Here is a 26815-nt window from a genome sequence, read left to right as displayed (position 1 = left end):
GGGATGGAAGGAAAGAAAATATTCAATTATGAAACTGCCGGAAACAAAGATTCCCAAAATGGAAAAGATATACAGGAAACCTTGGTAAAGATCCTTCAGATCATTATAGGATTCATTATGGCCATACTTCATATGTGATGAAAAATAAAATTCCGTATTGGTTTATGGTGGGACTTATCATCTGGCTCATTGTTATTCTTCTCAGAAAGAAAGGAATTTTTATTCCGGTCATCAGTAATCACCTGACCGACTTCATTACAGTTCCGATGTATGCTTACCTGATAGAATATCTGATGAATGATGTACTGGAATATCAGTGGAAGCCGGATATTAAGTTTTTCCTCAGCTCAGTTATTTACCTTTCATTGTTGTTTGAAGTTATTTGTCCGATGGTATCAGAAAAATTTACCGGGGATATTCTGGATGTTGCCGCTTATCTTCTGGGAGGTTGGGTTTGTTATATTAAGCCTATATTATTTAATCTTTTCAAAAGTAATGGTATTTAGAATATTTTTGTGTGTTGTATAATCAATAATAAGCTGGTTGTTTTGAAAATGATAATTAAATGAGAAGATAACATCTCCAGAACCGAATTCTATTTTATCTTTTTCTGCAGTATATCCAAAAGAAACGACCCTGTCTTTATAATGAAATGAAAATTGATTATAGTCAAAATTTACAGATTTGATTTCATTAGTTGGGACTTCTGCTATCTTTGTGTTTTCTGGAAATTCTGCGTAGATTTTGTCCTCTGGATATTTTGATATCGAAATTATTTTGAAGTCTACAGCTTTCCAGTTTCCTATTATTTTTTTTCGTTTAGATTCGGTTTCTTCTATCAAAGATACAATCGTTTTCATATCATACAATTGGGAATCATCTCTGTAAAAGCTTCCATAATAATCTTTACCTTTTACAATGATTTTATTAGAGTCAATAACCTCAATATTGAATAATAACCTATTTCTGTCATATAACTTTAAGCCTTTTATTCTGAGATTTTTATTGAGTAAATATTTTTTTCCCCAAATAGTAGTACGCGCTACATGGCCTTTGTCAAAATATAAAAATTCCCTCCAGTGGTCATTTTGCCCGGTGGTTAGTGAATCAGAAATCCATTCGCCATTGAAAAAGTTAGGATTATATTCTTTACTGCAGGAAATCAACATAAATGCTGAACAAATTAGGATAATTCTGGTATTTATTTTTTGCAGGAGAATCATTAATCTCTTTTTTCAAATTTAAATCTTACTGATCCAGTTTGATGATTGGTCCTTTATAAAACTTAGTCAGGTCATATAGCTCCCCGAAATAACGGTGTAGGTCAGAATCATTGTATTGATCTGATCCCTTGGCCCGGAATTGCTCTTCAGCAAGAGTATATAAAGAAGGATAATCGGTTTTTAAATAATGGGAAAGTACGGTGTCGTTACCTTTTTCTCTGAGGGCAATGTCCGTAAAAAACAAACCGTAGATAAGGAACTGATTGAAGTTTTGGGCATCTATCATAAAATCCAGATTCCGCTTAGAATATTTCTCATAATCAGCAAGGATGTCCTGAAAAGTTTTCACATGTTGTTCTTTTGGAATTTCATAAAAAAGATCGAGTCCATGGATGAAAAGTTGGGTTTTAGCCTCTTCCCGGTCCGCAGGATAAGCACTGCTGAGCCATTGGAAAATACTCGAAAGCTCCTCTTTGGAAAGACTTTCTACAGAATCTTTTACTTTATTTTTAATGATTTCAAGATTTGCTCTGGCATCGGGCTGAAGAAAGCCGATGATTTTTTCCTCATCACGGCATAGTTTATTGTACAAATTGATTTTGGCAATATTAGGATTCGTCTTGATGAAAAAAAGTTCTTCTGCCATGCTTGTATACCACATGTCTTTTCCAAATGGTAACTAAAGATACAAAATATGTAATGATTACAATTAAAAATGTTATGCAGTGGATGTTTAATCTTTTATGATTAATGAAACTTAAGCACTTTTACTTTAGGATGATTATTTATTATAAAATAGATAGACTTATCTATTTTATACATACATTTGTAAAAATAATTTCAGATGAAAAAAGAAAAAGTACAGGAAAGGATCGTAAGGGTTGCTTCAGATTTGTTCTACAGACAGGGTTTTAATTCAACCGGAATTAACCAGATCATTGCTGAAGCGGATATTGCTATAGGATCTTTGTACAATCATTTCTCATCCAAGAATGATCTTCTGCAGGCTTACCTCATTAATGAAGAGCTGGCCTGGTTCAAAGGATTTGAAGAACATTCCGCAAAGATTTCTGACCCAAGAGAAAAGCTGCTTTCTTTGATAGACTATCGTAAAAAACTGCAGAAAACTTCAAAATTTGCCGGCTGCCATTTCATTAAAATCACCTCGGAATTGGGAGACAGCAATCTGCCAGTTTCTGATTTTGTAAAACACCATAAGACGAAGCAAAAAGAATTGATCAGAAGTCTGGTTGACGAATATGCAGAAAGTAAAAAGGATATTGATCCAAATTGCGTTACTGAAAACATTTTCTTACTGATAGAAGGCGCGGTGGTGACTTCTACAATTCATAAAAGCACTGATTCTTTTGACCAGATAAAAAAAATGATTGAGGCTCTGTTGTCTTAATTTTTTTACTTTATAAAAATAGATATATCTATATAAAAATGAAAGATAAATATTTGAAATTGATTATTATATTATCCGGGCAGTTGCTTACGATTATGGATATTTTTATTATTAATGTATCCATCCCTTCGATCCAGCGAGATCTTCATGCTTCCAACGGTGAAATGCAGATGATGATTGCGTCTTATCTTATCGGATTTGCTTCATTTCTGATTACAGGCGGGAGGCTTGGAGATGTTTACGGAAGGAAAAAAATATTTATGACCGGTCTGGTATTTTTCATGCTGAGTTCTGTGGCGTGTGGATTGTCATCTGATGCGGTAATTCTTGTGATTTTCCGTTTTATCCAGGGAATCAGTGCGGCGCTGATGTCTCCTCAGGTACTGTCGATGATACAGGTATTGTTTACCGGACATGAAGAGCGGACAAAAGCCATGAGCTGGTACGGAATCACTATTGGCGCAGGCACCGTTTTGGGACAATTTCTTGGGGGGTATTTTTCATCGATGACTTTAATAGAAGAACCGTGGAGGCTTATTTTTCTTATCAATATTCCGGTCTGTATTCTGGCCCTGTTTTTTACACAAAAAATAGTCAACGAGTATAAAATTTCTGCTGAAAAAAATAATCTTGATTTCGTGGGCGTCGCAATCCTGGCAGCTGGACTTTTCTGCTTTACCTATGCCCTTACGATGTCCGAAAACGGAAATGTTAGTTTTGTAAGGATACTTTTGATTCTTCTTTCAGCAGGTATTTTAATTTATTTTATTAAGAATCAAAAAAGGAGGCTGAAAAACCGGAAGCCTTATCTTATTGATCTCACGTTGTTCCGCTATATTCATTTTAATCTGGGTATTGTTGCAGTTTCCTTTTTCTTTATTATGCTTGATTCTTATTTCTATATTCTGTCCCTATTTTTCCAGGACGGACTGAAAATAGGATCACTGGCAGCTGGTGAAATAATAGTTTTCCAGGGACTCGGTTTTATCCTGGCTTCCCTGTTTTCGGCAAAGCTTATTTTGCGGTATGGCAAAACATTTTTAATTGCAGGGCTGGGTTTGATTATGATGGTTCTTTTCCTCCAGATTCTTTTATTTAATAATGAAACATCTTTTTTTATCCTTTGTCTGTTGTTGTTTTTTCATGGAGCAGGGGTGGGCTCTATTATTCCTTCACTGGCTAATATTGCTTTGTCCGGACTACCTTATAACCTTGCCGGAAATGCCTCGGGAGTTTACAATACTTTCCAGCAGATGGCTGCAATAGCTGGAATTATTGTTGTAGGAAGTGTTTTTTATTACGTACTCGGAATCCAGCCTGCCCCGGAGAATTATCGGAATGCTTTCTCAACAGCCTTAGCCGTTAATATAGGATGTCTGGTTGCTGTTCTTATTTCGATTCTGAAAGTTCCGGAACACATTTTTCCTAAAAAACGATGAAGAAAAATACTTACTTTCAGAAATGTTAGGTACTGACTTCTGTAGATCAGCGTTTCATATATAATTTGTTGATCACATTGTGTTTTCTTTGAAATCAGCGGCGTTTTGTAAATTCAAGATTCCATCCTTTTGGTGTGGTAATTTTCATTCCAGTGATTATTTTTTTTCTGACTGTAAAACGATTTTGGCAATATTTCTCGTGATTTCTGTCGGTGAATGACAGTCACAGTTACTGAATCCTATAACGTAGATATCTTCACCGGGTATATAAACGCCCATGCTTTTGAATCCGAAAATGCTTCCGCCATGTTCCCTGTCAGGAATTCCGCCAATATCTTTCAAATGCCATCCATAGCCATAGGTAAATTCTTCACCGTTATTAAGCTTGTATTTCCGGAAAGCTTTTTGAGTTTCGGAGGAATTGAGCAAGGTATTCTGGTTCAGAGCCTGCTGCCATTTCAGCATATCATCTACTGTGGACATCAGGGAACCGGATGCAAAAGGAACACTGAAGCTGATCACCGTTTTGTTCACAAATCCATGTTCTTTCTGGTGATATCCATATGCTCTTTTAGGAATAATCTGGCGGTCAGTTGCATAGTAAGAATGGTCCATACCTGCCTTTTTAAATATATTTTTTCTGATAAAATCTTCATAGGTCTGCCCTGAAACCAATTCAATAATATATCCCAGCACTACATATCCTGAATTATTGTAGTCGAATTTTTCTCCGGGAGCATAATCAACAGGTTCATTTTTAAAGAAATCGACCATCATTTCAGGCTTCATTTCTTTTTGTGCAATAGTAGATAAAGATTTCATTTTTGTAAAATCCTTGATCCCCGAAGTATGGGTTAACAGATGGTGAATGGTAATTTTATCGCCTGAAGGATAATCTCTGATATATTTGGAAACCGGATCAGTGACCTTTAATTTTCCCTGTTGTTCCAGCATCAGAATAGCTACAGCTGTAAATTGCTTGGTCATGGAACCGATTTGAAAGACATTCTCAGGAGTCATATCGACATTCAATTCAAGATTGGCCTTTCCAAACGCTTTCCGGTAAATGATCTTTCCTTTTTTTGCAATCAGGAATGCACCTCCAGGCTCATCTTTATTACTGAAACCGCTAAGTATAATGCTGTCGGTTTTCTTTTCAATGCTTTGGGCACTGATGGTATTGCAAAAAAACAGAAGAGGAAGAAGAGCTGTAAAAAATGTTTTAGTGATCATGGTTATTATTTTGTTATGCAAAGATATAATTATTTAACATTACTATGTTATACTTTATAGTAATTTATAAAAAAATAATCAAAGAAGGATTGATTATTTAAGGTTAACTAATATCGGCACTATTTAGCTTCAGTTTCAAATCATTAAAGAAAGCTTCAAACTTTGGAAGATCTCTTGTGCAGATCTGGGATTTTCTCACCTTTAAAGTTTTTTCAGGTGTTTTGAACGTATAATCATCAGCGTAATATCCTGATTTTGTTATTTCGCTGATAGTCATCTGCTTTTTAGGAAATGTATTGATCTGAATCTTTTCGCCGGTAATGGTGAGATACTGATTATAATATTCATAAGCAGACATACAAAGATAGGCAACACCCAAAACAATGGTGAAATAAGGAGCAAACCTGGTATTTTCACCTTCCGGAAAATAGCTGACTCCAACAATAATCCATACAATGCCAAGGATCAGATTAATAATCAGTCTTTTATCTTTAAATGCAATTTTCATATTCAGTTTTATTTGAATTCTTTTCAAACTGCCTTATCTTCCATTTTCTTTCATGGCCCGGATCAGTTTGTCATTTCTTCGTTCTGCTCTGGCATTGTTCAGGGATAAAACTGCCCAAATAGCAGCAGGAAGCCACCCAATGAGGGTAATCTGTAAAATGAGACAGACAATGCCTGTAAGTATTTTCCCACGGACCATAAAGGACAGAAAAGGAAGGAGAATAGCAAGTAGCATAATTTGTAGTTTTTGAATTGAAAATTAATAATATTTTTCTTATTAACTATTAAAATTTATGCTTTTGATTGGGGCTTGCCATAAATTTTGCTCTGATAACAGGGCTCGAACCTGTGTCCTCCCGGTCCAGAGCCGGGTGCTCTGCCACTGAGCTATATCAGAAGTTGGATAGGTACAGGGCTCGAACCTGCGTCACCCCGGATGAAGAGCCGGGAATTCTACCACTGAATTAACCTATCCGTTATTCTATTATTTTCAGATTTTGCCTGAAAAATATTTGTTTTTTCTTAAGACCGATGCAAGAAAAGGGTTTGAAACTGTCACTCCATGTACCAGTTCAGGCGTTGGTTTAAACTGGCTTACCTGTTGAGTTCTCGGGGCAATCCAGCCTGATTTTTCAGGATCAATACCGGCTTTTCTGCAAGCCTGTACAATCATTTTTTTATTGCAGAATTGTTTTTCCTGAAAAACCTCCCATGGCAAAGGTAGTATATTCCAGACTTCTGTGCTAGGGTCGAGTTTTCCACCATTGGATAAATGCCATGCAATGACATCGGCCGCCATCAGTCGCATCACTTTTCCGAAGCAGATATCATCGAGAATATACTCCATCCCCAGTGCATAGATTAGGTTCATCCAGTTGTCTCTTGCTTTATTCCAGGCTCCGGCTGTATTATTCCATGTAGTTGAATCATTGCCTTTTTTTACAGCCATAGTTTTCCTGTTGATGTTGTTATCTGTCCACAATTCTCCCAGGAATTCAGCAATTTCCTGAAGAATTTTACTCCATTTTCCCAATAGTCTCCCTTTCTGTTCGTCGGTAAGATAGTGCAAAGCTTCTTCATTTGTATAGATATATGAAACAGCCTGCCAGTTAGTTTTGTCAGCACTTCCTTTGCATCTGTTGAAAAGCATTTCACATATTTCATCAAACGGCCTTTCCTGGCTTTGATTGGTAAATGTACTTCTGACATTACTCCGTGCATTAAAATAGGCAATAAAGCAGGCGGTATTAAGGTCTGAATTAAAATCTTCCGGACTGATGGTGTGAGCTAATCCATGTTTTGCTATTTTTTGGAACTCAATCTTTTTGGATTCTTGGATACACTTGTACAGTCTTTTTTCAATACGCTTCAGAAGACGCCATTTTTTATTGTAGTTCCTTTTGGAAAGATCCAGTCCTGCTTCTTTTCTCTGAATTTTATTGAGTCTGTCGCTACGAAAATCGTTTTTTCCTATTGATTTATGGATCAAAGGAGATGTTTCCGTTAAAAAGGTCTCAATATTTTCAGCATAGTGATAATTGGAAGTTTCATTTTGACTGATCTTAAAGATTTCAATAGTTTTTTTGATCTGCTTTTCGGCTCCAACTGCAGTTCCGAAAGTTTCCAGCATCGAAGTATATCCATGCAAGCTTCTTTTCAGTGAACCTTGAGCAGCTTTTTCCAAAACAGAAAGTTCATGACGGTTCAGATCATTTTTCATTAATTCAACGATCATCTCCGCAACATCTTCCGGACGTCTGCGTTCATCTAAGGTTTTATGGAGTTGTTCAATGGTTATCATAAAAAACTAAAGTTATACAATTATAAGATACTTTGTTAGGATATCTTATTTTTAAATTTTTTTTGTTGATGAAAAAATAAATCAATACTTTCTTATTTTCACACACGAAACTCCCTTGATTTTTGTTCTTTTTCCCACCTTTTTCAATAAACCGGTTTCAGGATTACGCCTGAATACGAAAGCGTCTCCGCTGGAAGCATTGGCTATAATTAAAAATTTTCCCGTTTCATCTATATCAAAAACCCTTAATTGCTTGCCAAATGTGGGCTGGTATGCAATATTTTTTAATGTTCCGTCCTGAAGAATTGGAAAAATGGCAATATTATTTTCATATCCACGATTAGAAGCATATAAAAATTTACCGTCCGGAGAGATGTGAATATCAGAACTTTCAAATTCTTCTTTGTACTGATCATTATGTGTATCTATTCTTTGAATGCTTTTCAGCCTGGAGTTTTCATACTCGTATGCATTAACGGCGCCTCCCATTTCTTCGATGGAGTAAGCCAATTTTCCGTTCGGATGAAAGGTAAAATGCCTCGGTCCGCCTCCTAAAGTAGTCGGGAGATAAGGTATTTCTGCAGGTTGCAGAGGCTCATTTGCATTACTGTCAAACATATAGGACCTGATTTTATCAGCACCGAGATCCGTTAAAAATACCTGATTGAAATCCGGTGAGAAAACAGCTGCATGAACATGTGACCTGTCCTGCCTTTTCTTATTGATGCTTCCTTCCGAAAATTGAAAATTCTGTACATAAGGATGTATAGTACCATCTTCAGACAAAGGATATACAGAGGCACTGCCTTCAGTATAATTGACATTAACCAACCATTTACCATTTTTGTGGACCGTTACATAAACGGGATTTTCACCACCACTTTTTTGACTGTTGATAAAAGTCAGTTTACCATCTTCAGGATTGAATTTAAAACTGCTGACACTTCCTGCACCTGGTGTTTTACTTTCTGTACAGGCAAAAATGTACTTTCCGTTTGGAGAAAGGGTAAGGAATGAAGGATTTAAAATTCCATTGAAAGAAGTTACTTTGGTTAATTTACCTTTAATCGTATCCAGCTGATATATATAAACTCCCTCAGATGTTTTATCCCGGTTGAAAGAACCAAAGAACACATATGTTTTCTGAGAGTATAAATGAGAACAGCTTAAAAATAAAGTTATTAAACCTGAAACAATGATGAATATTTTAGAAAATAATTGGTTTTTCACTTTATAAACGGACATATGTATGGTAAGGTTTCAGATCATTTTTTAAGAAGATTAAAATTACAAAAAGAAAATCATACTGAAAAGCGAATACAGCTGAAAAGAAAAGTTTTTCAGTTTAAAGCCGGGCGAAAAAAAATGATTATATAAACACTTCATATGATTTCTTTTTCGATATTAATCAATCTTTCAGACCAGTTGTTTAATACTGTTTTTCTTTCTTCATCAGTAAGTCGTTCCACAGAATAAATAAATTCCGGCTGTAAAACGGAAAAGCCTAGAAATTCTAGAATTCCACGATGTATTGGAAATAAAATAGAGCTTATATCTCCGTATTTGTCCTTTGTATAATTTTTTTCGGGGCCGGCGGCTGTTACAGACAGCATTGCTCTTTTCCCAACCGAAAATCCATTACCGAAGATTTTCCCGTTATCATAAAATTTCCCCATGGTAAAAACCTTGTCAATCCATCCTTTTAAGATGGCCGGAGCCGAAAACCAATACAGGGGAAACTGCCAGATCATCATATCGCACCATTCGATCTTTTCCTGTTCCGATAGGATATCCAGGGTAAAGGTAGAATGTTCCATGGCAAATAATTCTTCATTCTGTTGTTTAAAATAATCTGGATTTTTTAGTCGGGTGAAGTTTTCTTTCCCACTGACCGGCTGATATTTTTCTTTATACAAATCAGTGGTTTTTACCTCGTGGCCTTCTTTTTCTAAAGTTCTGACCGAAGTGTTGAACATGGCCGCATTGAAACTTTTTTCTTCAGGATGAGCAAGAACAATAAGTATTTTCATTTTTTATAAATTTGTACTATCATTATTTTAGTTACAAAATTATTTTTAGTACACTATACCTGCAATAACTATCTAAACAGATAGGCCAAAATAAATTTAAAATGAAAACAGAATGCATTGGTGACCACGTAAAATTAAAAGGGAAAATATATCCTTGTACTGTAAGTCTTACCATGGATCTGGTAGGCGGAAAATGGAAAGCTGTTATACTTTACCATTTGAAGGAAGAGTCTAAAAGATACAGCGAGCTTCGGAAAGAACTGGCGGCCGTGACCGAAATGACGCTGAGTTTACAGTTAAAGCAATTGGAAAAAGACGGTTTGGTGTCAAGGAAAGTTTTTGGCAAAAAACCGCCTGTTAAAGTGGTGTATAGCCTGACTGATCTTGGAAAAACATTTATTCCTGTTTTAGAGGCCATTACAGAATGGGGCAACCGGGTTGTTGTTGAAAAAGGAGAATTTGTAAATGTTCCTGAAAAAGAAACTATTTAATTTCATGTTTATATTTGATTTGAAATAAAATTCACCAGGTTTTTGTCTTTCCTATTTTTTCAAATGCTGTTGGAAATAGACAAAATGATGCTCGATAGATTTGTTCCAGTATTCCGTATTATGGTCACCCGGCTGGCTGATAAAAGTAGCTGGAATTTTAAGACTGTCGGTCTGGTGTTTCAGTTGCAGGGAATTCGGATATAAGATATCTTCGGTTCCGCAGTCGAAAATAAAAGCTTTCTTAAAATCCGGATGCTGTTTCAAAAGTGATGAGATACTGTATGGGTTCCAGGATGTATGTTTCGGATCACCGATATTGGTGGTCAGATCATCCATTAATCTGTTGCTTTGCCAAAAATGCTGACTAACTTTTTTAAAATTCAGAGCGTCAATTTCCAAAGCTCCGCTGGTAGAGCCTGCTGTATTGAAATAGTCTGGATGCAGAATGAAATACCGCAAAGCTCCATAACCTCCCATACTCAAACCGCTGATAAAAATATTTCTGTCGTCAACAGTAAATGAACGGTGTACTTTCGGGACTAATTCTTTAAAGAAAAAATCTTCATACTGCGAACTTTTGTTGATGGGACTGTTGATATAATAAGATGTAAAGCCATCTGGTGTAACAATAATGAAGTTATATTGATCGGCCAGTTTCTGTAAATCTGTGGTTTTGGACCACTGTTTGTAATTTTCGCTGTAGCCATGTAAAAGGTAAATCAAGGGATATTTTTCTGTTTTCTGATAAGTTTTGGGTTTAAAAACCAGTACAGTGTCGGGTTTTTCTAAATAGTCAGATTTTATCACCCATTTTTCCTGTGCCTTGGCTGAAATTGCAGTAAGTAATCCGATCATGATGCTTATTACCTTGTTCATATTGTGTATTTTTATTACAAAATTCAGCAAGCATTTTGTTGTGTACAATAACGAACAAAATTGTGAGCCGTTAAAAATGAAGATATATGCGTAAAGAAAATTCAACCAATGCGATTAATGAGCAGTTCCTGTTTCAGGTTTGTGAACTCAATTCAGCGATAGCAATGATTAGCGGCCGTTGGAAGTCGCAAATTGTTTATTCTATTTCACAGGGGAATAACAGGTTTCATTTATTGAAAAAAGAGTTGCCCAATATTTCCGAACAGGTTTTGGGACGTCAGCTCAGAGAACTGGAAACTCATGCGGTTATTGTCAAGAAGGAAATCCCTGAAACCGTTCCTCCTGGAGTCAAGTATGTTTTAACAAATAAAGGGCTGGATTTAATTCCTATTCTGGAAAGTCTTTGCGACTGGGGGAAAACCTATGCTGAAGGTAAAGAAATTTCAGTTTGCCCTATATCGTAGCTTTTGTAATGGCATTACCGGGCCGTAAACCCATCCCGTATGGCTGCTTTAAGTACTTCAATGTTAATGTCTTTCAGCTTTTTGAACTTTATACAATATCCGGTAACGCTTGCTTTGCCTATCGTTTTTCCATACGTTTCTGCTAGATATTTCTTATCATCAATACCGAGAATATAGACTGAAATTCCGGTGGTGTTGGCGCTCAGACCAATCTGATAAAAAGCTCTGGTTTTTCCGCCGGCATATTGTATGATATGATGCCCATAGCCAATATTAGGGTTGGAAACAGTTCTGCCTTCATCATCTTTACCATCCAGAAACCATAGCTGGCATGTCGGATTTATTTCCAGAATGATGCGGTGCAGTTCCAGCATATCATTGCGTTTGGATTCCGGCTGACTGTTAATGTATTCTGCAATCTGTTCCTGTAGGGTCATATAAATTCTGTAGTTCTAAAAAGTATTATTTGGATATGTCAGGTACTATGGCATTCATTGGAAAATATTCATAAGTATTTATTTTTCCTGCCGGATCATTGGTGATGAAATCTTTTAATTCTTCTTCATTTTCTACGGCTACGACTCCAAGTCCATAAACTTCTTTTGGGTCTATAACAGGTCCGAAAGCGTATACTTTTCCCTGCTTCATTTTTTCCGTCCAGTAAGCAACATGTTTCATCATAATTGCTCTTTCGCTGTCTGTCATGGTTGTGGCAAAATCAGGTCTTGAAGGGTTTAAATAAACTGCATAAAATTGTTTTTCCATATTGCTGTTAAATGTTTTGCTTGTTAATTACAGTATTTTAATTTGTTTCTTTTTTGAGCAGAATTTTATTTTTCAAATACCAGCATTCTCCGTTATTAGTTCCAAAAATTAAATCCGGATGTATATTTTTTAAACTGTCAGAACTTTCAAGTTCAGAGAGAACCTGTTTTTCAAGCCAATCAAATTTAAAAGCTTTTTTTTGATAGTTGAGATTTGAAGCCTCTTCATTTTGACTAATTTCCTGTATTTTTTCCATTGTTTTATCGTCAAAATATAAAATGGCTTCCAGAAAAGAGTCGGAAGGGCCGGGAACTCTTCCATTTGAATTATCAATGAATGTGTATTTGAATTTTACCTTTTCAGGTCTGAATTTTGAGAAGTCGATCAACTTTTGAAGTTGACTAATATCCGTTGAAATTTCAGTTGTTATATTATCCTGCTTCTCCGTTTTTGGTTTTGATTCTTTTTTGGTGTTAGCAGGGATCTTACTGTTTTCTTTGCATGAAAATAAAATGAAAGTTATCAACAGAAAAAATAAATTTCGGTTCATTGATATAGTTGTTTTAATTTAAGTACAGTGTATTGATAATCTTTTAATAAATATCTATTACCTGCTGTTTCAAGGTCGGTTCCTTCAGGTTGAGGCATTCCCTGTTGAATTGTTGAGTCACTTGCAATGAAAACAGGTAAATCATTTTTTTCGGTTAAAGTTCCTGTTACCTTCACGGTTTTAGTTTCAGATTCATTTACATAATATCCATCAGGCCAGCTATCCATTCCTTCCATCCAGATGCTTTCCCCGTTTTCTGTAATCAGTAATGCGCCAAGCTTCATGTTTATTGTTTGGCCGGTAACAGTTATTCTTTTCCCGATGAATTCTTTTAAATCTTGATTTTGCAGGTTTTCCCTTGAAAAATTATTTTTTTTCCCGACTTGCTTTGTTTTTGAGCAGGCGAGCGTACAAAATATACTGAATATTATAATTCCGTTTATGACTAATGTTTTTTTCACGTGGTTTTGTGTTTATGTAAAAACTAATTTATATATTTTCATTGAGATCCAGATATAAAATATTATATGATCCGGTATTTTAAACTGAAACAAAAAAGAACAGTGAATAACTGTTCTTTTTATAAATTAATTATTTACAATATTGATTATCCGAATGCTCTCTTCAGCAAACTTTCCACCTTCGGCTCACTTCCCCTGAAGCTTTTATACAGTTCCATAGGGTCTTTTGTTCCGCCTGAGGAAAGAAGGATTTTGTATTTTGCTGCTGTTTCAGGATTGAAGATTCCGGTTTCTTTAAAGTACTGGAAAGCATCCGCATCCAGAACTTCAGCCCATTTGTAAGAATAATAGCCTGCAGAATACCCACCCTGGAAAATATGGGAAAAGCTCGGGCTCATTGCTGTTTCAGGGTTGACAGGATAAAGGGAGGTTGCTTTGGTATATTTATCCTCAAATGTTTTCACGCTTTCATTCTCCAGCTCTCCAACTTTTGTGTGGTAATTCATATCCAGAAGCCCGAATCCAAGCTGTCTCATCGTTTGGTAGCCTTCCATGAAGTTTTTCGATTGTTCAATCTTTTCAATCTTTTCGTCAGGAAGTACTTCTCCGGTTTTATAATGCTTGGCAAAAGTCTTTAAAAACTCAGGCTCGTAGCAGAAATTCTCCAGAAACTGTGACGGAAGTTCTACGAAATCCCACTTCACAGACGTTCCGGAAAGATTTGGATATTGAGTGTCAGCCATCATTCCGTGAAGGGCATGACCAAATTCATGGAACAAAGTTGTCACTTCCTGGAAGGTAAGTAAGCTTGGTGTATCTTTCGTCGGCTTGCTGAAATTGCAGACAATAGAAATATGTGGACGGGAATTTTCACCGTCTTTTTTATACTGGTTCTTATAGCTTGTCATCCATGCTCCGGCTCTTTTGCCTTTTCTCGGGAAATAGTCCACATACAGCAACGCTTTGAACTTTCCTTCTTTTACGCCATCGGTCTCAGCGGTCTCGAAAACTTCATATACCTTCACATCCTCGTGGTATTTGGGAATATCATTCCTTTCCACAAAATGCAGTCCGAAAAGTCTTCCTGCCAGCCCAAAAACAGCATCCTGTACCTGATTCAGTGGAAAATAAGGCTTGAGCTCCTCGTCATTAAAGTCATATTTCTGCTTACGTAGTTTTTCGGCATAAAATGAATGGTCATAGCTCTGCAATTCCTCTATTCCATCAGCTTTGGCTAAAGCTCTGAGCTCATCAATCTCCTTGTCTGCATACGGCTTTGCCTTCGTTAAAAGTTCATTTAAAAAATCAAAAACCTTTACCGGAGATTTTGCCATTCTTTCTTCCAGAACGTACTCTGCATAGTTTTTATAGCCTAATAATTCAGCTTTCTGCTGTTTCAGCTGAAGAAGTTCCTTGATAAGTTCCTGGTTGTCGAATTCTCCGCCGTCAAAAGACTTTTTACCGCTCGCTAAGGCAATTTCCTTTCTCAGCTCCCGGTTTTCGGCGTAGGTCATGAACGGAATATAGCTAGGATACTGTAAAGTGACTACCCAGCCTTCCAGCTCCCTTTCTTTAGCATCTTCGGCATACTGGTCAAGGATGGCTTCCGGGATCCCGGCAAGGTCATCTTTATTGGTAATATGCTTGAAATAAGCATTGGTAGAAGCTAAAACATTCTGGCCGAACTGAAGAGACTTCAAAGAAAGATCCATATTGATCTTTTGTAGTTTTTCTTTGTCTTCCTTATTCAGCAGGGCTCCGCTTCTCACAAAACCTTTATATGTTTCATCCAGCAGCATTTCCTGCTCTTCATTCAGCTTATATTTTTCCTTTTCATCATATACTTTTTTGATCTTGCTGAAAAGGGCTTCATTCTGGGAAATCTTTGAGGAATACTCAGTTAAAAGCGGAGAAACTTCCTGGGCAATTTTTTGGATTTCGTCGCTTGTTTCTGCAGAATTTAAATTGAAGAAAATATTGGAAACCACATCAAGCTGTTCTCCGGAATAAGCCAATGCCTCAATGACATTTTCAAAAGTCGGCGTTTCAGGATTGCTGACAATAGCATTGATTTCATCTTCAGACTGTTTGATCAGCTCCCTGAACGCAGGAAGAAAATCTTCATTTTTAATGCCGGTAAACGGTGCTGCGTGATATGGTGTATTAAATTTCTCGGTTAAAATATTCATTTTTCGATTTTTGATAAGGTAAATTTAAGGATTCAATGGGAATCACAGCTGAAATACACAAAAATAATGCCCGGATATCAGGATGTGACAAAAATGCTCTATCTTTATTATCTTGTCATATGAAAAGTAGCGATGTGGTTGTAATGACTAATTTTGAAAATACAAAACCACAACATACCGGCTTCATAAGGAATGATTTCTGTTTTAGTGGTTTTGTGGTAAAAAAGTGGAAAATAAATTCAAAATATCAAAACTATGAAAACACTCTTAAAAATTCTTGGCGTAATCATTCTTTTACTGATAGTATATGCAGTTATTGCCATGCTGGCTTTCAGTAAGAATTATCACTTTGAAAAATCAGTTGTCATCAATGCCCCGAAGGAGAAAGTATGGCAGCATGTAGGCTCTTTGAAGCAATATAATATCTGGGATCCTTTTTCCAAGGCAGACAAAGATATTGTGATCACTTATTCAGGAGATGGCGACAAAGTAGGAGATTCCTATCACTGGAAAGGAAATGACAAAGTAGGAGAGGGTGAGCAATCGATCACCGAAATCGTACCTGGCGAAAAAATGGTGACCAAGCTCCATTTCATCAAACCTTTTGAAGGTGACGCGGTTGCCAAACTTATTTTGACACCTGAAGGAAACGGGACAAAAGTTACCTGGGCAATAGACAATGAGCTGAATACCATGATGAAGATTATGAAGCCGATGATGGATATGAATATGAATAAAATGTTCGGCCAGGGACTGGAGAACCTTAAAAAGCTTGCTGAAAAGTAAAAATTATAAGCCTTGTAGAAATACAGGGCTTTTTTATTGCATTTAATCATAAAACCGTGTAATCATTAAAAATCATTTATTCTCTCTGATCTTCTGTAAAGTGTATTTTATGAAGAACGAAAATATCAATTATTATTTTAAAAAATTATTATCTTTATGTAAAGATTAGATTCATGGAGAAGATCGTATTTGAGAAAAGTGATATAAGAGATTACGTGAAAACGGTAATTTCTGAAAAAATAGAAAAGCTTAAAAATTTTATCGAGTTTACCCTGGAAGCCAGCCGTGATATTAAAAAAACTCCAAAATATGACAGTATGAGGGAGGAGATGCAGGAGGAAATTTATCAGATGCAGCGTCAGTTGGGGGCTTTGAATGATCTTAAAAGAAATATGTCAAAGGTACTCAACACTTCTACGGAAAAGATACAGCTGGGCTCGTTGGTGATTACAAATAAAGCCCGTTTCTATATTTCGGTTTCTTTAGGAGAGTTCTTTTATGAAGGCGACCGGTTTTATGCCATTTCCCCTGAAAGCCCTATGGCTAAAAAGATGATGGGCATGAAACCCGGAGCTGAGTTTACCCTGAACAAAATTCACCAGAAAATTATAGAGGTAATTTAGTAATAACAATGCATTCAATTACATATTGTAAATTTGCAGTATGAATCATGCAGAAATTTTAAAACAAATCATAGAGCAGAGGAGAAGCATCTTTCCCAAAGATTATTCTGACAGCGAAATATCTCAGGAGATCCTGGATGAAATCCTACACTCAGCAACCTTAGCGCCTAATCATAAACGTACAAAACCATGGCGTTTTAAGATTTTTAAAGGAGAAGAGAAGGCAAAATTAGCTTCAGAAATGCAGGCAATTTACAAAGCCACACAACCCGAACAGACTTTTTTGGAGAAGAAATACCAGGATATCGGTTTTAAAATCAATAAAGCAGATGCCGTAGCTTCCATCGTGGTCAATTTCAGCGGTATGGTCCCGGAATGGGAAGAAATTGCTGCTGTTTCCATGGCGGTACAGAATATGTATCTTACCTGTACGGCGAATAATATTGGCTGCTACTGGAGTTCTCCCGGTATTGTAAACCATCTCAAAGAATCTTTAACCATTGAGGAAAACCAGAAATGCCTGGGGCTTTTCTACATGGGTACCCTGGCAGGAGAATAGTTTAATAATTTGATACGAGACAGAAAAAATCAACAAATTATTGTATCAGCTTATTAACATATCAGAAAAAGTATTATCTTTGCACTCTTAAATATTTAACTGGGACGAGTTCCCATAAAATTCACAACATTATGTCAGTAAAAATCAGATTACAAAGACACGGTAAAAAAGGTAAGCCTTTCTTCCACATCGTGGTTGCAGATTCTAGAGCTAGAAGAGATGGTAGATTCATCGAGAAACTAGGAACTTACAACCCAATTACTAACCCTGCAACTATCGATTTGAACGTTGATTCTGCTGTAAAGTGGTTAAACAACGGTGCACAGCCAACTGATACTGCAAGAGCAATCCTTTCTTATAAAGGTGCCCTTTACAAAAAACACTTACAAGGTGGAGTTGCTAAAGGAGCTTTTGATGAGGCTGAAGCTGAAAAAAGATTCAATGCTTGGGTAGAATCTAAAGAACAAAAAGTACAAGGTAAAGTAGAAGGTTTAACTAAAGCTCAGGCTGACGCTAAGAAAGCTGCTTTAGAAGCTGAAGCTAAAGTAAACGAAGCTAGAGTTGCTGCGGCTGCACAAGCTGAGGCTGATGCTAAAGCTGCTGAAGAAGCTGCTAACGCACCTGCAGAAGAAGTTGCTGAAGCTACAGAAGGAGAAGCTCCTGCTGCTGAAACTGAAGAAAACACTGAAGCTTAAGAATAACCCTGTATGCGTAAAGAAGATTGCTATTTACTAGGAAAAATCACGCGCAGACACGGCCTTGCGGGAAATGTTATCCTTAAACTGGATACCGATCAACCCGAGCTTTACAATAAATTGGAATCAATATTCGTTGAAATCAACGGATTATTGGTTCCATTTTTTATTGCCAAAACATCTTGGAGCAAAAATGATGCTCTGAATATTGCCTTCAAAAACTCCTCTGAAGCATTAGTAGACCAATCTTTAGGAAAAAGCGTTTACCTGCCGCTGGCAAGCCTTCCGAAACTTTCCGGAAAACAGTTTTACTATCATGAGATCATCGGTTTCGATATCCTTGACGAAAATGGTAAAGAATGCGGTGTTATAAGATCTGTAAATGATCAGACTGCCCAAAACTATTTTGTCACCAATCTGGATGGAAAAGAAGTAGTGATCCCTATCATCAAAGACTGGATCCTTGAGGTGAACAGAGAAGAAAGATTCATCAAAATGCAGCTTCCGGAAGGGCTTATCGATGTCTTTTTAGTTTCCTCTAAAAAAGACGAATAACCATTTTTCAGAGAACAGATCTGAAATTTATCTCTTATTTACCAAAAATATTTTCCTTTTTATTAATAGATAATGTATGCATCTTGCTTATCATTTCATTGCTCATTACTTATTACTTATCATTACATATCGCTGGAAGTAAATATTCCTGAACAATTTTATCAGTCTGTATGTGAGCATAAGGCTTGTTATAAGCTTTTGCCGTAACTACGATTACAACAGGGATTTCTGTGAATATAATAATTTTATTTCCTCCGTTTCCGCTGGATTGATAGGCTTCAAAGCTTCGGTCTCCCACTTTATACACTTTTCTCCAGAATAAATATCCATATCCTTCAAAATCCTGATCGTTAGTAAAATAATTGGTAAAAGATTTTTTTATCCAGTTTTTGTCGATGATATTTTTGCCGTTCCACACTCCGTTATTTTTATAAAGCTGTCCGAATTTAGCAAAGTCCAGCACCCGCATCCGAATTCCGCCGGCCAGAGAAGGCTTCTGCTGTGGCGTAAACTGCCATTTGTAATTCGTAATTCCCAGAGGTTGAAATAGCTTTTTCTCAGCATAATTTTCCAGACCTTTTGGAACTGTTTTGTCTAAAATATCTCCGGTCAGTACAACACCTGCAGTAAAATAACTCCATGTTTTTGCGGGTTTATTTTGTGTTGTAGGCAGATCCAGGGTAAATTTCACCCAGTTTTCAGTAGGATACATATTTTCTTCATTTCCCGGAGAATTTTCATCCGAATCATTTCCGTCAAATCCTGAACCCATGGTAATCAGGCTCTTTATTGTAATGCTGTCTTTTGCTGATGAATAATTTTTGAACTGTTTCAGGTCATAAAACTCCTTCAGCATTTGATTTTCATTTTTAAGATAACCGTCCCGGATGGCAATGCCGGCCAATGCAGAGGCAAAAGATTTTCCGACTGAACGGGTGTCCTGTAAAGAATCCCTCCCGGAATTGCTGAAATATTCCTCCAGAAGAAGCTTTTCATTTTTAATAACCGCAATGCCGGTGATCTCGCGGAACCTGTTTTCTGCAATTTTTCTGTTTAAAAGCCTGATTTTCTCTTCATTCAGTTTTTCATTGGAAACCTTCCAACCACTGTTGGGCTGTATTTTCTGAACAGCAATCTGCTGCTCCGGAATGTTTTTATGAGGTATATTTAATTGTATCTTTCCTGCTGCAATCATATTTCCTGTCTTTAAAGCCGGAGTTTTCAGGTAAGGTTTGATTTCAATTTTTAAAAGATGATTTCCCTCTTCCAGTGCGTCAATTCCTCCATTTCCAAGGTAGAATCTCATCCACATATACCTTCCCCATGAATCTTCATTTTTTGAGCTTAATAAAGGGATTCTGAATGTGGTCTTCTTCTTTTTGTCGTCTGGGATTCCTGCTCCGGTATTTAGATTTTCAGTATAAATTAATTTTCCATCAACATAAAAACTAAACTGATAATTTCCCTTTTTAAGCAATTCATCGGGCGATAAAGAGGGGTCAAGCTGATGTAAATAATTGACCAGGGAATTATCCATGAAAACACGCAAGTCAAGATTCTTATCTTCCTGAAATTCTGTGGAAGCAATAATGTCGGATTCTTTTAACTGGTCTAAGGGAACCGTTTTGTCCAGAAAAACAATTCTGTTGAGGTATTTTTTTTGAACAGGATGTACAATGGGTTCAGGATCTGTACTATTTTTGGACTGTCCCAAAGAAAATCCGGAAACAGTAAACAAGACAAGCAGTAGAATAGATTTCATGGTAATGTTTTATATAGACAAAAATATAAATTGGTCCTTAGGAAAAATAGAATGAAATTAACATTTTTATTTTTTAAGAAGATTTCTGTAATGCAAAGGAGTAATCCCTGTATTTTCTTTAAAAGACCTGATGAAATGACTTTGATCTGTAAAACCGCATTCAAGGGCTGTTTCAGCTAAGGACAATCCGGTGTTGAGAAGCGTTAAGGATTTATTGATCTTCAGTTTTCTTATATAAGCCCCTAAGGTGCACTGGAAATGTTTATGAAAATCCCTGCTTAAATGAACCGGATGAACATCCAGAATCTTTGAAAGTTCTGTAAGGCTAAGCTTTTCTGTAAAATTTTCGTGAAGTATTTCAGTAATCTTATGCGTCCATTCCGGCTTTTTATTAGAATTCCGGCCTTTCTCTGATAATTGGCTGAAAATGCTGAGTATAAGCCCATGAACAGAGAGTTCAGATGATGGATCATTAATTTTTGCTTCTTTGAAAATCCTGTACATCAATAATTTTAAAGCAGGATCTTTCAAATTAAAGCTTCCTTCAACAGCTTCTTTTGAAATCTGAAAATTGTCAAACCAGTTTTCAGTAAGTTCCAGGTGAAACCCTCTTGTAAAAATATCAGGCTTAATATTATAATGGGCATCTTCCCAATGGTGATAGAGCAATGTTCCGGCCTGGCAGTCATAAATTTCTTTTTTATTGCCTTCCGTCATATTTCCCTGCAAAAGAAATGTGAAATAAGCATTTTCATGATAGTGCCAGTCTACGTAAGGGTGCGTGTATTCCGTATCCGTAATGGTCAATCCGTCGAAGCGAAGTGTTTCATTGGTCTTTCCAAAAAAATCACCATTGTAGAGGGTTTTCATAGGATCATTTTTTGTTTTAAACGGTCAATCTGGTCATACATTTTATTGAAAAATACTTTTCTGTCGCGGTTTCCCGAAGTGTTCAGAGATTTTGAATTTTTAATCTGGTGCTCAAAATAATTCTGAGTCTCACCGCAGGTGTTCGCATCATTAACCAGAATATACCCGAACATATTGGTTGGTATGGCAAAAAGCGACTGTTGCGGATGGTGAAAAAAAATGTCATTGGAAAGATGCATCAGCTCATTTTCATACAGGTGGAATTTGGGATTGCTTTCCGTTTTGTGTTCAATGTATTTGATAAGTTCTTCCAGCTCTTTCAGAATAATATGAGCCTCATTCTTTTGTAAAAGTCCGGTTTCAAAGTAAAATAGGATCTGCTGTAAAATACTGGAAATGGTCCTGTCATTCCACAGCTCTACCACATTTTGTTCCTCATATTTTTTCTTGAGCTCCTGAGTATTGGATTCAAAATAAGGTGGCGAAAACTGTAGAAAAGGAATAAATACCTGTTTTGCATTAAGCAGATTCATCCAGACATAAATTTTAAAACGGGAAAGTAAAGTATCTGAAAGGGTATAGAAAAAAGGAATATCTTTCGCAGAATAATAAATCGTCATCTCATCAGAAAGCGGCAGATTTTCGAAAATGCTGAGATTATTCCGGAAGAAAGACTGCAGGTCTTCCGTATTGTTTACTGCAGAGGTTTTCTGAACCACAAGCTGCCGGTCCGAAGTGATGAATTGGTTAAGGGAAATCTGATAATATTTTGCCAGTTCCAGCGCTTCTTCAAAGCTGAATTTTGCCTTCAGGGAGGTTCTTCTGTGTGCCGCATCATAACTTATATTGAGGATATTGGCAATTTCATCGTTCAACGATTGATTCCCGATTTTCCTGCGGATTTCCTTAAGTAAAAGTTCCTGATACATGGTTTTGTGATTTTCACAAATGTACTTCTTTATTTTAATTTTTTTCCGCATTCGGATTGGTGCTTTTCACAGATAATTTTGACTCATAATTTTAAAACAATAAGTTATGAAAATAAAATTTTTGATGATGATCGGCCTGTTTACAGGAATGATCATGAACGCTCAGGACAGTTTGAATACTAAACCGGATCGGCCCAGGCTTATTGGTTTTTCACCTTCCAAAAAAACGGAAAATGTTAATGGGATGCTTATTAAGTATTATGATGAGATTGATCGTGAGATACAGCCTAAGAAAGTTAATGGTATTGGATTGGGACTTAACGGCCTGGGGATTTTCTTTCCCGCATTGCTGCTTGTAAGCATCCCGTCTATTGACAACTGGGCTATTAATGACATTGGGACTGAGCCTTTACCTGAGAAAATGAATAAGATTAATGGGATGCAATTATCCATCATTAATATGGAACCCACAGTTACCAACGGTTTGGAAGTCAATATATCCAGCAATATAAGTGCACCTTCTGTGACGAATGGTATTGCCTTCTCACCATTGTACAATTTTCATCATACCACGAGAGGCGCTGCTATTTCAACTTTTGCCAATGTAAGCCAGAAATGTAGAGGTGTTCAGGTTTCATTGATTAATGTATGCAAAGATTCAAGAGGAATCCAGATTGGCTTCTGGAACGAAAATGAAAAAAGGAAATTTCCATTGATCAACTGGAACTTTAAACCCAAAAAATCATGAAAAGGGTACCTTATCTTTTGATTGCAGCCAGATTTATCCTTGCTCCTGTCATGATGCTATTAGCTTATTATAAGGGGGCAGAATCACGATTTTTGATTGTAGGATTAATGTATTTCGGATTATTGACGGATATTTTCGATGGAATTATTGCCCGGAAAATCGGGGTTTCATCGGAAAAATTACGGAGACTAGACAGTCAGACCGATTTGGTTTTCTGGCTTTCACTAGGATTGGTCTCCTACCTTCTCGATCCTGAATTAATTAAAAGTGAATGGAAGGGAATTCTTTTAATCTTCATTATGGAAGCGCTCTGCTACATAGTCAGCATCACAAAATTCGGCAAGGAAACCTGCACTCACGCTTTTTTGTCAAAAATGTGGGGCTTGAGTCTGCTGATTGCTTTTACCTGTTTAATTGGTTTCCAACAGACAGGATGGGCACTTTATCTGGCGGTAGGATTAGGGTTTGTATCTCATATTGATGTGATTCTGATCGTTTTGCTGCTTCCGAAGTGGCAATATGACGTGCCAAGTTCCTACCACGCCTGGAAAATCCGTAATGGGAAAGAAAGAAAAAAGACGACCTTCTTTAATTAAATAATATTCAGAACATAGTTTTTGGTTAATATCCTTTGATAAATGGTTTTTAAAAAGATGGCGTAATCATCAGGTTACGCTGTTTTTTTGTAACTTTGCCAACGTTAATTTTTAAACGAAAATTTATAATCAACAAATGAAAAAGCAAACGATTAAAGAAATCCTACAGGATTACAAGAAAGTATTACATCATGACATTACGGTTTACGGTTGGGTAAGAACATTCCGTGCAAATCGCTTTATAGCGCTAAATGATGGTTCTACGATTAATAATTTGCAGATTGTTGTTGATTTTGAGAATTTCGATGAATCAATTATCAGTAAGATCAGTACAGCTGCCTCTTTAAAGGTAGTGGGTGAAGTGGTGGAAAGCCAGGGAGCCGGGCAGAATGTAGAAATTGTAGCGAAAAAGATTGTTATTTTAGGAGATAACTTTACAGAAGACAGGGACAAAACGATTCTTCAGCCTAAAAAACACTCGCTGGAAGTTTTAAGAGATCAGGCCCATTTAAGATTCAGAACGAACTTATTCGGGGCGGTTTTCAGAGTGCGTCACGCAGTAAGTTTTGCCGTACATTCATTCTTTAACAAAAACCAGTTCTTCTACATCAATACCCCTGTAATTACCGGAGCCGACGCTGAAGGAGCAGGAGAAATGTTCGGAGTAACAAACTTTGATCTGAACAACATCCCAAGAACGGAGGATGGTGAAATTGATTTCGCACAGGATTTCTTCGGAAAGAAAACCAACCTGACCGTTTCCGGACAGCTTGAAGGAGAGACTGCTGCAATGGGATTGGGTAGAATTTATACATTCGGACCCACTTTCCGTGCTGAAAATTCGAACACGACAAGACACCTTGCGGAATTCTGGATGATAGAGCCGGAAGTGGCATTCAACAACCTTGAAGATAACATCGACCTTGCGGAAGATTTCTTAAAATATGTAATCCAGTACGTTCTTGATCACTGTAAAGACGATCTTGAATTCCTGGACAAACGTTTTGAAGAAGAACAGAAATCAAAGCCGGAAAAAGACAGAGCAAAAGAAGGCCTGATCGAGAAACTTCAGAATGTTATTGCCAAGCGTTTCAAGCGTGTAAGCTATACGGAAGCTATTGAGATCTTAATGAACTCAAAAGAAAATAAAAAAGGAAAATTCCAGTATCCGGTTGAAAACTGGGGAACGGATCTTCAGTCCGAACATGAAAGATTCCTGGTTGAAAAGCATTTTGAAAGCCCGGTAGTATTGTTCGATTATCCAAAAGAGATCAAAGCTTTCTATATGAAGCTGAACGATGATAATAAGACCGTTGCAGCAATGGACGTTCTTTTCCCTGGAATCGGTGAGATCATCGGAGGATCGGAAAGAGAAGCGAGATTAGACGTATTAAAACAGAAAATGGCAGATATGCATGTGGATGAACATGAACTTTGGTGGTACCTTGATACCCGAAAATTCGGTTCTGTACCACACGCAGGCTTTGGTTTAGGATTGGAAAGACTGGTTCTTTTTGTAACAGGAATGACCAACATCAGAGATGTGATTCCTTTCCCTAGAACGCCGAAAAGTGCTGAATTCTAGAACAATAAAAAAGCCTTAATGTAAAAATTAAGGCTTTTTTTATTTTCCAATAGTTTATTATCTTGAAACTATAATGCAAAAATCATGCTAAATGTGTTTTTTTTCAAATTAATTCATTAAATTCGTAGAATATGTTATGTTAAAACACAAAGACTAATATGCTTAAACAACACTTACAACTCAAATTAGGACAGAAGCTGGCCCCTCAGCAGATCCAGTTGATGAAGCTCATCCAGCTTCATACATTGGAATTCGAAGAGGAGCTGGAAAGGGAGTTAGAGGAAAATCCTGCTTTGGAAATTGTAAAGGAGGATCCCAAAGAAGATGATTACTCTTCTATTGAAGATGCTTATCAGGACGAAGGAACCGATAGTATTGAGACAGATTTTGATGTCAACGAGTACATATACGATGACGAACCGAACTATAAAACAGCATCCAGCAACTACTCTCCGGACGATGAAGAATTTGATAATGAAAGTCTTCTTACCGAAGGCCAGTCATTATATGATTACCTGCTGGAACAGATCCACCTGGTAAACATCAACGAAGAAGATGTAAAAATTGCTGAATATATTATAGGGAATTTAGATACGGACGGATACTTAAGAAGAGAGATCAAGGCTATTGTTGATGATCTTGCCTTCTCGCAGGGAATTTATACCACCAAAGAAAAAGTGGAGGATATCCTTGAAAATTACATCCAGAAACTGGATCCGCCAGGTGTTGGGGCAAGAGGCCTTCAGGAATGCTTGCTGCTTCAGATCGAAAAGAAAGTAAGCTCTGATAAAGCGGTTTCTCTCGCTGCCAATATTTTAAGACATCAGTTCGATGCCCTTACCAATAAGCATTACAATAAGATTATTCAGAAATATGATATAGAGGAAGATGATCTTAAAGACGCCTTGGATGAAATTTCAAAACTTTCGCCAAAAGTAGGAGGCAACTTTGATACGCAGACGATCACGATCAACCAGGAAATTATCCCGGATTTTGTGATCCAGGTGAAAGACGGTTTAGTGATCCCGATGCTTAATAGTAAAAATGCACCGACTCTAAGAGTTTCCGAAGAATATAAGGATATTTTAACTACCTATTCTCATGATAAAAACTCTTCTGAGCATAAGCAGGCAGCTTTATTCATCAAACAGAAGCTGGATGCTGCAAAATGGTATATTGATGCTATTAACCAACGTCAGAATACATTACTGCAGACTATTACAGCCATTGTGAAATTTCAGAAGGATTATTTTATCACCGGAGATGAGAAATCGTTGAAGCCAATGATCCTGAAAGATATTGCGGATATTACCGGATTCGATATTTCTACCATTTCAAGGGTAGTAAAAAGTAAATATGCCGATACTCCAAACGGAATTGTTTATCTGAAAGACCTTTTCTCAGACAGTTTAACGAATGACGACGGTGAAGAAGTTTCTACCAAAGAAATTAAAACCCATCTTCAGGAAGTAATCGGCAAAGAAAACAAAAGAAAACCTCTTACCGATGATGCGCTGGTGGTGATGCTGAAAGAACAGGGTTATAATATCGCCAGAAGAACAATCGCCAAATACCGTGAACAGCTTAATATCCCGGTAGCAAGATTAAGAAAAGAACTTTAAAGTTATACAACATACAATAGATAAAAGCCCAGTATTTCTGGGCTTTTG

Annotated in this window: 32 protein-coding genes and 2 tRNA genes; 15 read left to right on the top strand and 19 right to left on the bottom strand. The window is 36.8% G+C overall.

Features of this window, described 5'->3' with window-relative positions:
- The first annotated feature begins 3 nt into the window (after positions 1–3).
- Positions 4–138, top strand: coding sequence for a hypothetical protein (locus ACM40_RS20825; protein ID WP_262483713.1), 135 nt, complete (start codon positions 4–6; stop codon positions 136–138).
- Positions 138–506 carry a hypothetical protein gene (locus tag ACM40_RS08855; RefSeq protein ID WP_048502448.1) on the top strand — a complete coding sequence of 123 codons (369 nt, stop codon included), beginning with the start codon at positions 138–140 and terminating at the stop codon, positions 504–506. The genes ACM40_RS20825 and ACM40_RS08855 overlap by 1 nt, the downstream gene beginning before the upstream one ends.
- Here the strand turns inward: ACM40_RS08855 and ACM40_RS08850 are convergent.
- Positions 474–1223 (bottom strand): hypothetical protein, encoded by a 750-nt coding sequence (locus tag ACM40_RS08850; protein WP_131705351.1) that lies wholly within the window; start codon positions 1221–1223, stop codon positions 474–476. The genes ACM40_RS08855 and ACM40_RS08850 overlap by 33 nt on opposite strands.
- Before the next feature lie 25 nt (positions 1224–1248).
- Positions 1249–1869, bottom strand: a complete 621-nt coding sequence (locus tag ACM40_RS08845) for a hypothetical protein (protein ID WP_048502872.1) — start codon at positions 1867–1869, stop codon at positions 1249–1251.
- Positions 1870–2067: 198 nt separating this feature from the next.
- On the opposite strand from ACM40_RS08845, the gene ACM40_RS08840 reads away from it, so the two are divergent.
- Complete coding sequence (locus ACM40_RS08840; protein ID WP_048502446.1) at positions 2068–2631, top strand: TetR/AcrR family transcriptional regulator; 564 nt, start codon at positions 2068–2070, stop codon at positions 2629–2631.
- A 38-nt stretch (positions 2632–2669) separates the two neighbouring features.
- Positions 2670–4070, top strand: coding sequence for an MFS transporter (locus ACM40_RS08835; protein ID WP_048502445.1), 1401 nt, complete (start codon positions 2670–2672; stop codon positions 4068–4070).
- Between the two features lie 156 nt (positions 4071–4226).
- Here ACM40_RS08835 and ACM40_RS08830 read toward each other — a convergent pair whose 3' ends face one another.
- The 8 genes from ACM40_RS08830 to ACM40_RS08795 all read right to left on the bottom strand — a co-directional run bounded on the left by ACM40_RS08830 (position 4227) and on the right by ACM40_RS08795 (position 9641).
- On the bottom strand, positions 4227–5303 hold the full coding sequence (locus tag ACM40_RS08830; RefSeq protein WP_048502444.1) for a serine hydrolase domain-containing protein: 1077 nt from the start codon (positions 5301–5303) through the stop codon (positions 4227–4229).
- A gap of 103 nt (positions 5304–5406) precedes the next feature.
- Complete coding sequence (locus tag ACM40_RS08825; RefSeq protein WP_048502443.1) at positions 5407–5811, bottom strand: hypothetical protein; 405 nt, start codon at positions 5809–5811, stop codon at positions 5407–5409.
- Positions 5812–5844: 33 nt separating this feature from the next.
- Positions 5845–6045, bottom strand: a complete 201-nt coding sequence (locus tag ACM40_RS08820) for a YqaE/Pmp3 family membrane protein (RefSeq protein ID WP_228374920.1) — start codon at positions 6043–6045, stop codon at positions 5845–5847.
- A 90-nt stretch (positions 6046–6135) separates the two neighbouring features.
- A tRNA-Gln gene (locus tag ACM40_RS08815) sits at positions 6136–6207 on the bottom strand.
- Positions 6208–6210: 3 nt separating this feature from the next.
- A tRNA-Lys gene (locus ACM40_RS08810) sits at positions 6211–6285 on the bottom strand.
- Positions 6286–6300: 15 nt separating this feature from the next.
- A complete protein-coding gene (locus ACM40_RS08805; RefSeq protein WP_048502442.1) occupies positions 6301–7611 on the bottom strand; it encodes a hypothetical protein in 1311 nt (436 codons plus the stop codon).
- Between the two features lie 81 nt (positions 7612–7692).
- Positions 7693–8856, bottom strand: coding sequence for a lactonase family protein (locus ACM40_RS08800; protein WP_048502441.1), 1164 nt, complete (start codon positions 8854–8856; stop codon positions 7693–7695).
- Positions 8857–8993: 137 nt separating this feature from the next.
- The gene (locus ACM40_RS08795) at positions 8994–9641 is read right to left on the bottom strand and encodes an NAD(P)H-dependent oxidoreductase (protein ID WP_048502440.1); all 648 of its coding nucleotides are present in this window, start codon (positions 9639–9641) and stop codon (positions 8994–8996) included.
- A 101-nt stretch (positions 9642–9742) separates the two neighbouring features.
- On the opposite strand from ACM40_RS08795, the gene ACM40_RS08790 reads away from it, so the two are divergent.
- Positions 9743–10132 carry a winged helix-turn-helix transcriptional regulator gene (locus tag ACM40_RS08790; RefSeq protein ID WP_048502439.1) on the top strand — a complete coding sequence of 130 codons (390 nt, stop codon included), beginning with the start codon at positions 9743–9745 and terminating at the stop codon, positions 10130–10132.
- A gap of 51 nt (positions 10133–10183) precedes the next feature.
- Here the strand turns inward: ACM40_RS08790 and ACM40_RS08785 are convergent, their stop codons facing one another.
- The gene (locus tag ACM40_RS08785; protein WP_048502438.1) at positions 10184–11008 is read right to left on the bottom strand and encodes an alpha/beta hydrolase; all 825 of its coding nucleotides are present in this window, start codon (positions 11006–11008) and stop codon (positions 10184–10186) included.
- A gap of 86 nt (positions 11009–11094) precedes the next feature.
- On the opposite strand from ACM40_RS08785, the gene ACM40_RS08780 reads away from it, so the two are divergent.
- Positions 11095–11472, top strand: coding sequence for a winged helix-turn-helix transcriptional regulator (locus ACM40_RS08780; RefSeq protein ID WP_048502437.1), 378 nt, complete (start codon positions 11095–11097; stop codon positions 11470–11472).
- Positions 11473–11486: 14 nt separating this feature from the next.
- On the opposite strand, the gene ACM40_RS08775 is transcribed toward ACM40_RS08780, so the two are convergent.
- From ACM40_RS08775 to ACM40_RS08755, 5 genes are all read right to left on the bottom strand, one after another.
- Positions 11487–11909, bottom strand: a complete 423-nt coding sequence (locus ACM40_RS08775) for a DUF1801 domain-containing protein (protein WP_048502436.1) — start codon at positions 11907–11909, stop codon at positions 11487–11489.
- A gap of 25 nt (positions 11910–11934) precedes the next feature.
- A complete protein-coding gene (locus ACM40_RS08770; RefSeq protein WP_048502435.1) occupies positions 11935–12237 on the bottom strand; it encodes a YciI family protein in 303 nt (100 codons plus the stop codon).
- Positions 12238–12274: 37 nt separating this feature from the next.
- The gene (locus ACM40_RS20750; RefSeq protein ID WP_131705350.1) at positions 12275–12763 is read right to left on the bottom strand and encodes a hypothetical protein; all 489 of its coding nucleotides are present in this window, start codon (positions 12761–12763) and stop codon (positions 12275–12277) included.
- A gap of 20 nt (positions 12764–12783) precedes the next feature.
- Positions 12784–13248 carry a hypothetical protein gene (locus tag ACM40_RS08760; RefSeq protein ID WP_048502433.1) on the bottom strand — a complete coding sequence of 155 codons (465 nt, stop codon included), beginning with the start codon at positions 13246–13248 and terminating at the stop codon, positions 12784–12786.
- 146 nt (positions 13249–13394) lie between these two features.
- Positions 13395–15437, bottom strand: coding sequence for a M3 family metallopeptidase (locus tag ACM40_RS08755; RefSeq protein WP_048502432.1), 2043 nt, complete (start codon positions 15435–15437; stop codon positions 13395–13397).
- A gap of 255 nt (positions 15438–15692) precedes the next feature.
- Between ACM40_RS08755 and ACM40_RS08750 the strand changes: the two genes are divergently transcribed.
- The 5 genes from ACM40_RS08750 to rimM all read left to right on the top strand — a co-directional run bounded on the left by ACM40_RS08750 (position 15693) and on the right by rimM (position 18655).
- Positions 15693–16223 carry an SRPBCC family protein gene (locus tag ACM40_RS08750; RefSeq protein ID WP_048502431.1) on the top strand — a complete coding sequence of 177 codons (531 nt, stop codon included), beginning with the start codon at positions 15693–15695 and terminating at the stop codon, positions 16221–16223.
- Between the two features lie 173 nt (positions 16224–16396).
- Entirely contained in the window at positions 16397–16846 is a 450-nt protein-coding gene (locus ACM40_RS08745; RefSeq protein ID WP_048502430.1) for a hypothetical protein, read from the top strand.
- A 40-nt stretch (positions 16847–16886) separates the two neighbouring features.
- Positions 16887–17405: a nitroreductase gene (locus tag ACM40_RS08740; RefSeq protein ID WP_048502429.1), complete on the top strand. Its 519-nt coding sequence runs from the start codon at positions 16887–16889 to the stop codon at positions 17403–17405.
- Between the two features lie 131 nt (positions 17406–17536).
- Positions 17537–18100: a 30S ribosomal protein S16 gene (locus ACM40_RS08735; RefSeq protein ID WP_048502428.1), complete on the top strand. Its 564-nt coding sequence runs from the start codon at positions 17537–17539 to the stop codon at positions 18098–18100.
- A gap of 12 nt (positions 18101–18112) precedes the next feature.
- Positions 18113–18655, top strand: coding sequence for a ribosome maturation factor RimM (gene rimM, locus ACM40_RS08730; RefSeq protein WP_048502427.1), 543 nt, complete (start codon positions 18113–18115; stop codon positions 18653–18655).
- A gap of 112 nt (positions 18656–18767) precedes the next feature.
- Here rimM and ACM40_RS08725 read toward each other — a convergent pair whose 3' ends face one another.
- The 3 genes from ACM40_RS08725 to ACM40_RS08715 form a co-directional block, all read right to left on the bottom strand.
- Positions 18768–20417: a serine hydrolase domain-containing protein gene (locus tag ACM40_RS08725; RefSeq protein WP_048502426.1), complete on the bottom strand. Its 1650-nt coding sequence runs from the start codon at positions 20415–20417 to the stop codon at positions 18768–18770.
- 66 nt (positions 20418–20483) lie between these two features.
- Positions 20484–21287 (bottom strand): AraC family transcriptional regulator, encoded by an 804-nt coding sequence (locus ACM40_RS08720; protein ID WP_048502425.1) that lies wholly within the window; start codon positions 21285–21287, stop codon positions 20484–20486.
- Positions 21284–22216 (bottom strand): hypothetical protein, encoded by a 933-nt coding sequence (locus ACM40_RS08715; RefSeq protein ID WP_048502424.1) that lies wholly within the window; start codon positions 22214–22216, stop codon positions 21284–21286. Before ACM40_RS08715 ends, ACM40_RS08720 begins: the two co-directional genes overlap by 4 nt.
- A gap of 106 nt (positions 22217–22322) precedes the next feature.
- On the opposite strand from ACM40_RS08715, the gene ACM40_RS08710 reads away from it, so the two are divergent.
- The 4 genes from ACM40_RS08710 (at position 22323) to rpoN (ending at position 26767) form a co-directional block, all read left to right on the top strand.
- Positions 22323–22964, top strand: a complete 642-nt coding sequence (locus ACM40_RS08710) for a hypothetical protein (protein WP_048502423.1) — start codon at positions 22323–22325, stop codon at positions 22962–22964.
- Positions 22961–23560 carry a CDP-alcohol phosphatidyltransferase family protein gene (locus ACM40_RS08705; protein ID WP_048502422.1) on the top strand — a complete coding sequence of 200 codons (600 nt, stop codon included), beginning with the start codon at positions 22961–22963 and terminating at the stop codon, positions 23558–23560. The genes ACM40_RS08710 and ACM40_RS08705 overlap by 4 nt, the downstream gene beginning before the upstream one ends.
- A 136-nt stretch (positions 23561–23696) precedes the next feature.
- The gene (gene asnS / locus ACM40_RS08700; RefSeq protein ID WP_048502421.1) at positions 23697–25145 is read left to right on the top strand and encodes an asparagine--tRNA ligase; all 1449 of its coding nucleotides are present in this window, start codon (positions 23697–23699) and stop codon (positions 25143–25145) included.
- 158 nt (positions 25146–25303) lie between these two features.
- Positions 25304–26767, top strand: a complete 1464-nt coding sequence (gene rpoN / locus ACM40_RS08695; RefSeq protein WP_048502420.1) for an RNA polymerase factor sigma-54 — start codon at positions 25304–25306, stop codon at positions 26765–26767.
- Positions 26768–26815: the final 48 nt, after the last annotated feature.

The organism is Chryseobacterium sp. BLS98 (genome assembly GCF_001045445.1).
Taxonomy (GTDB): Bacteria; Bacteroidota; Bacteroidia; order Flavobacteriales; family Weeksellaceae; genus Chryseobacterium.
The sequence above is the reverse complement of the archived record's forward strand: the minus strand, read 5'-3'. Positions and strand labels throughout refer to the sequence as shown.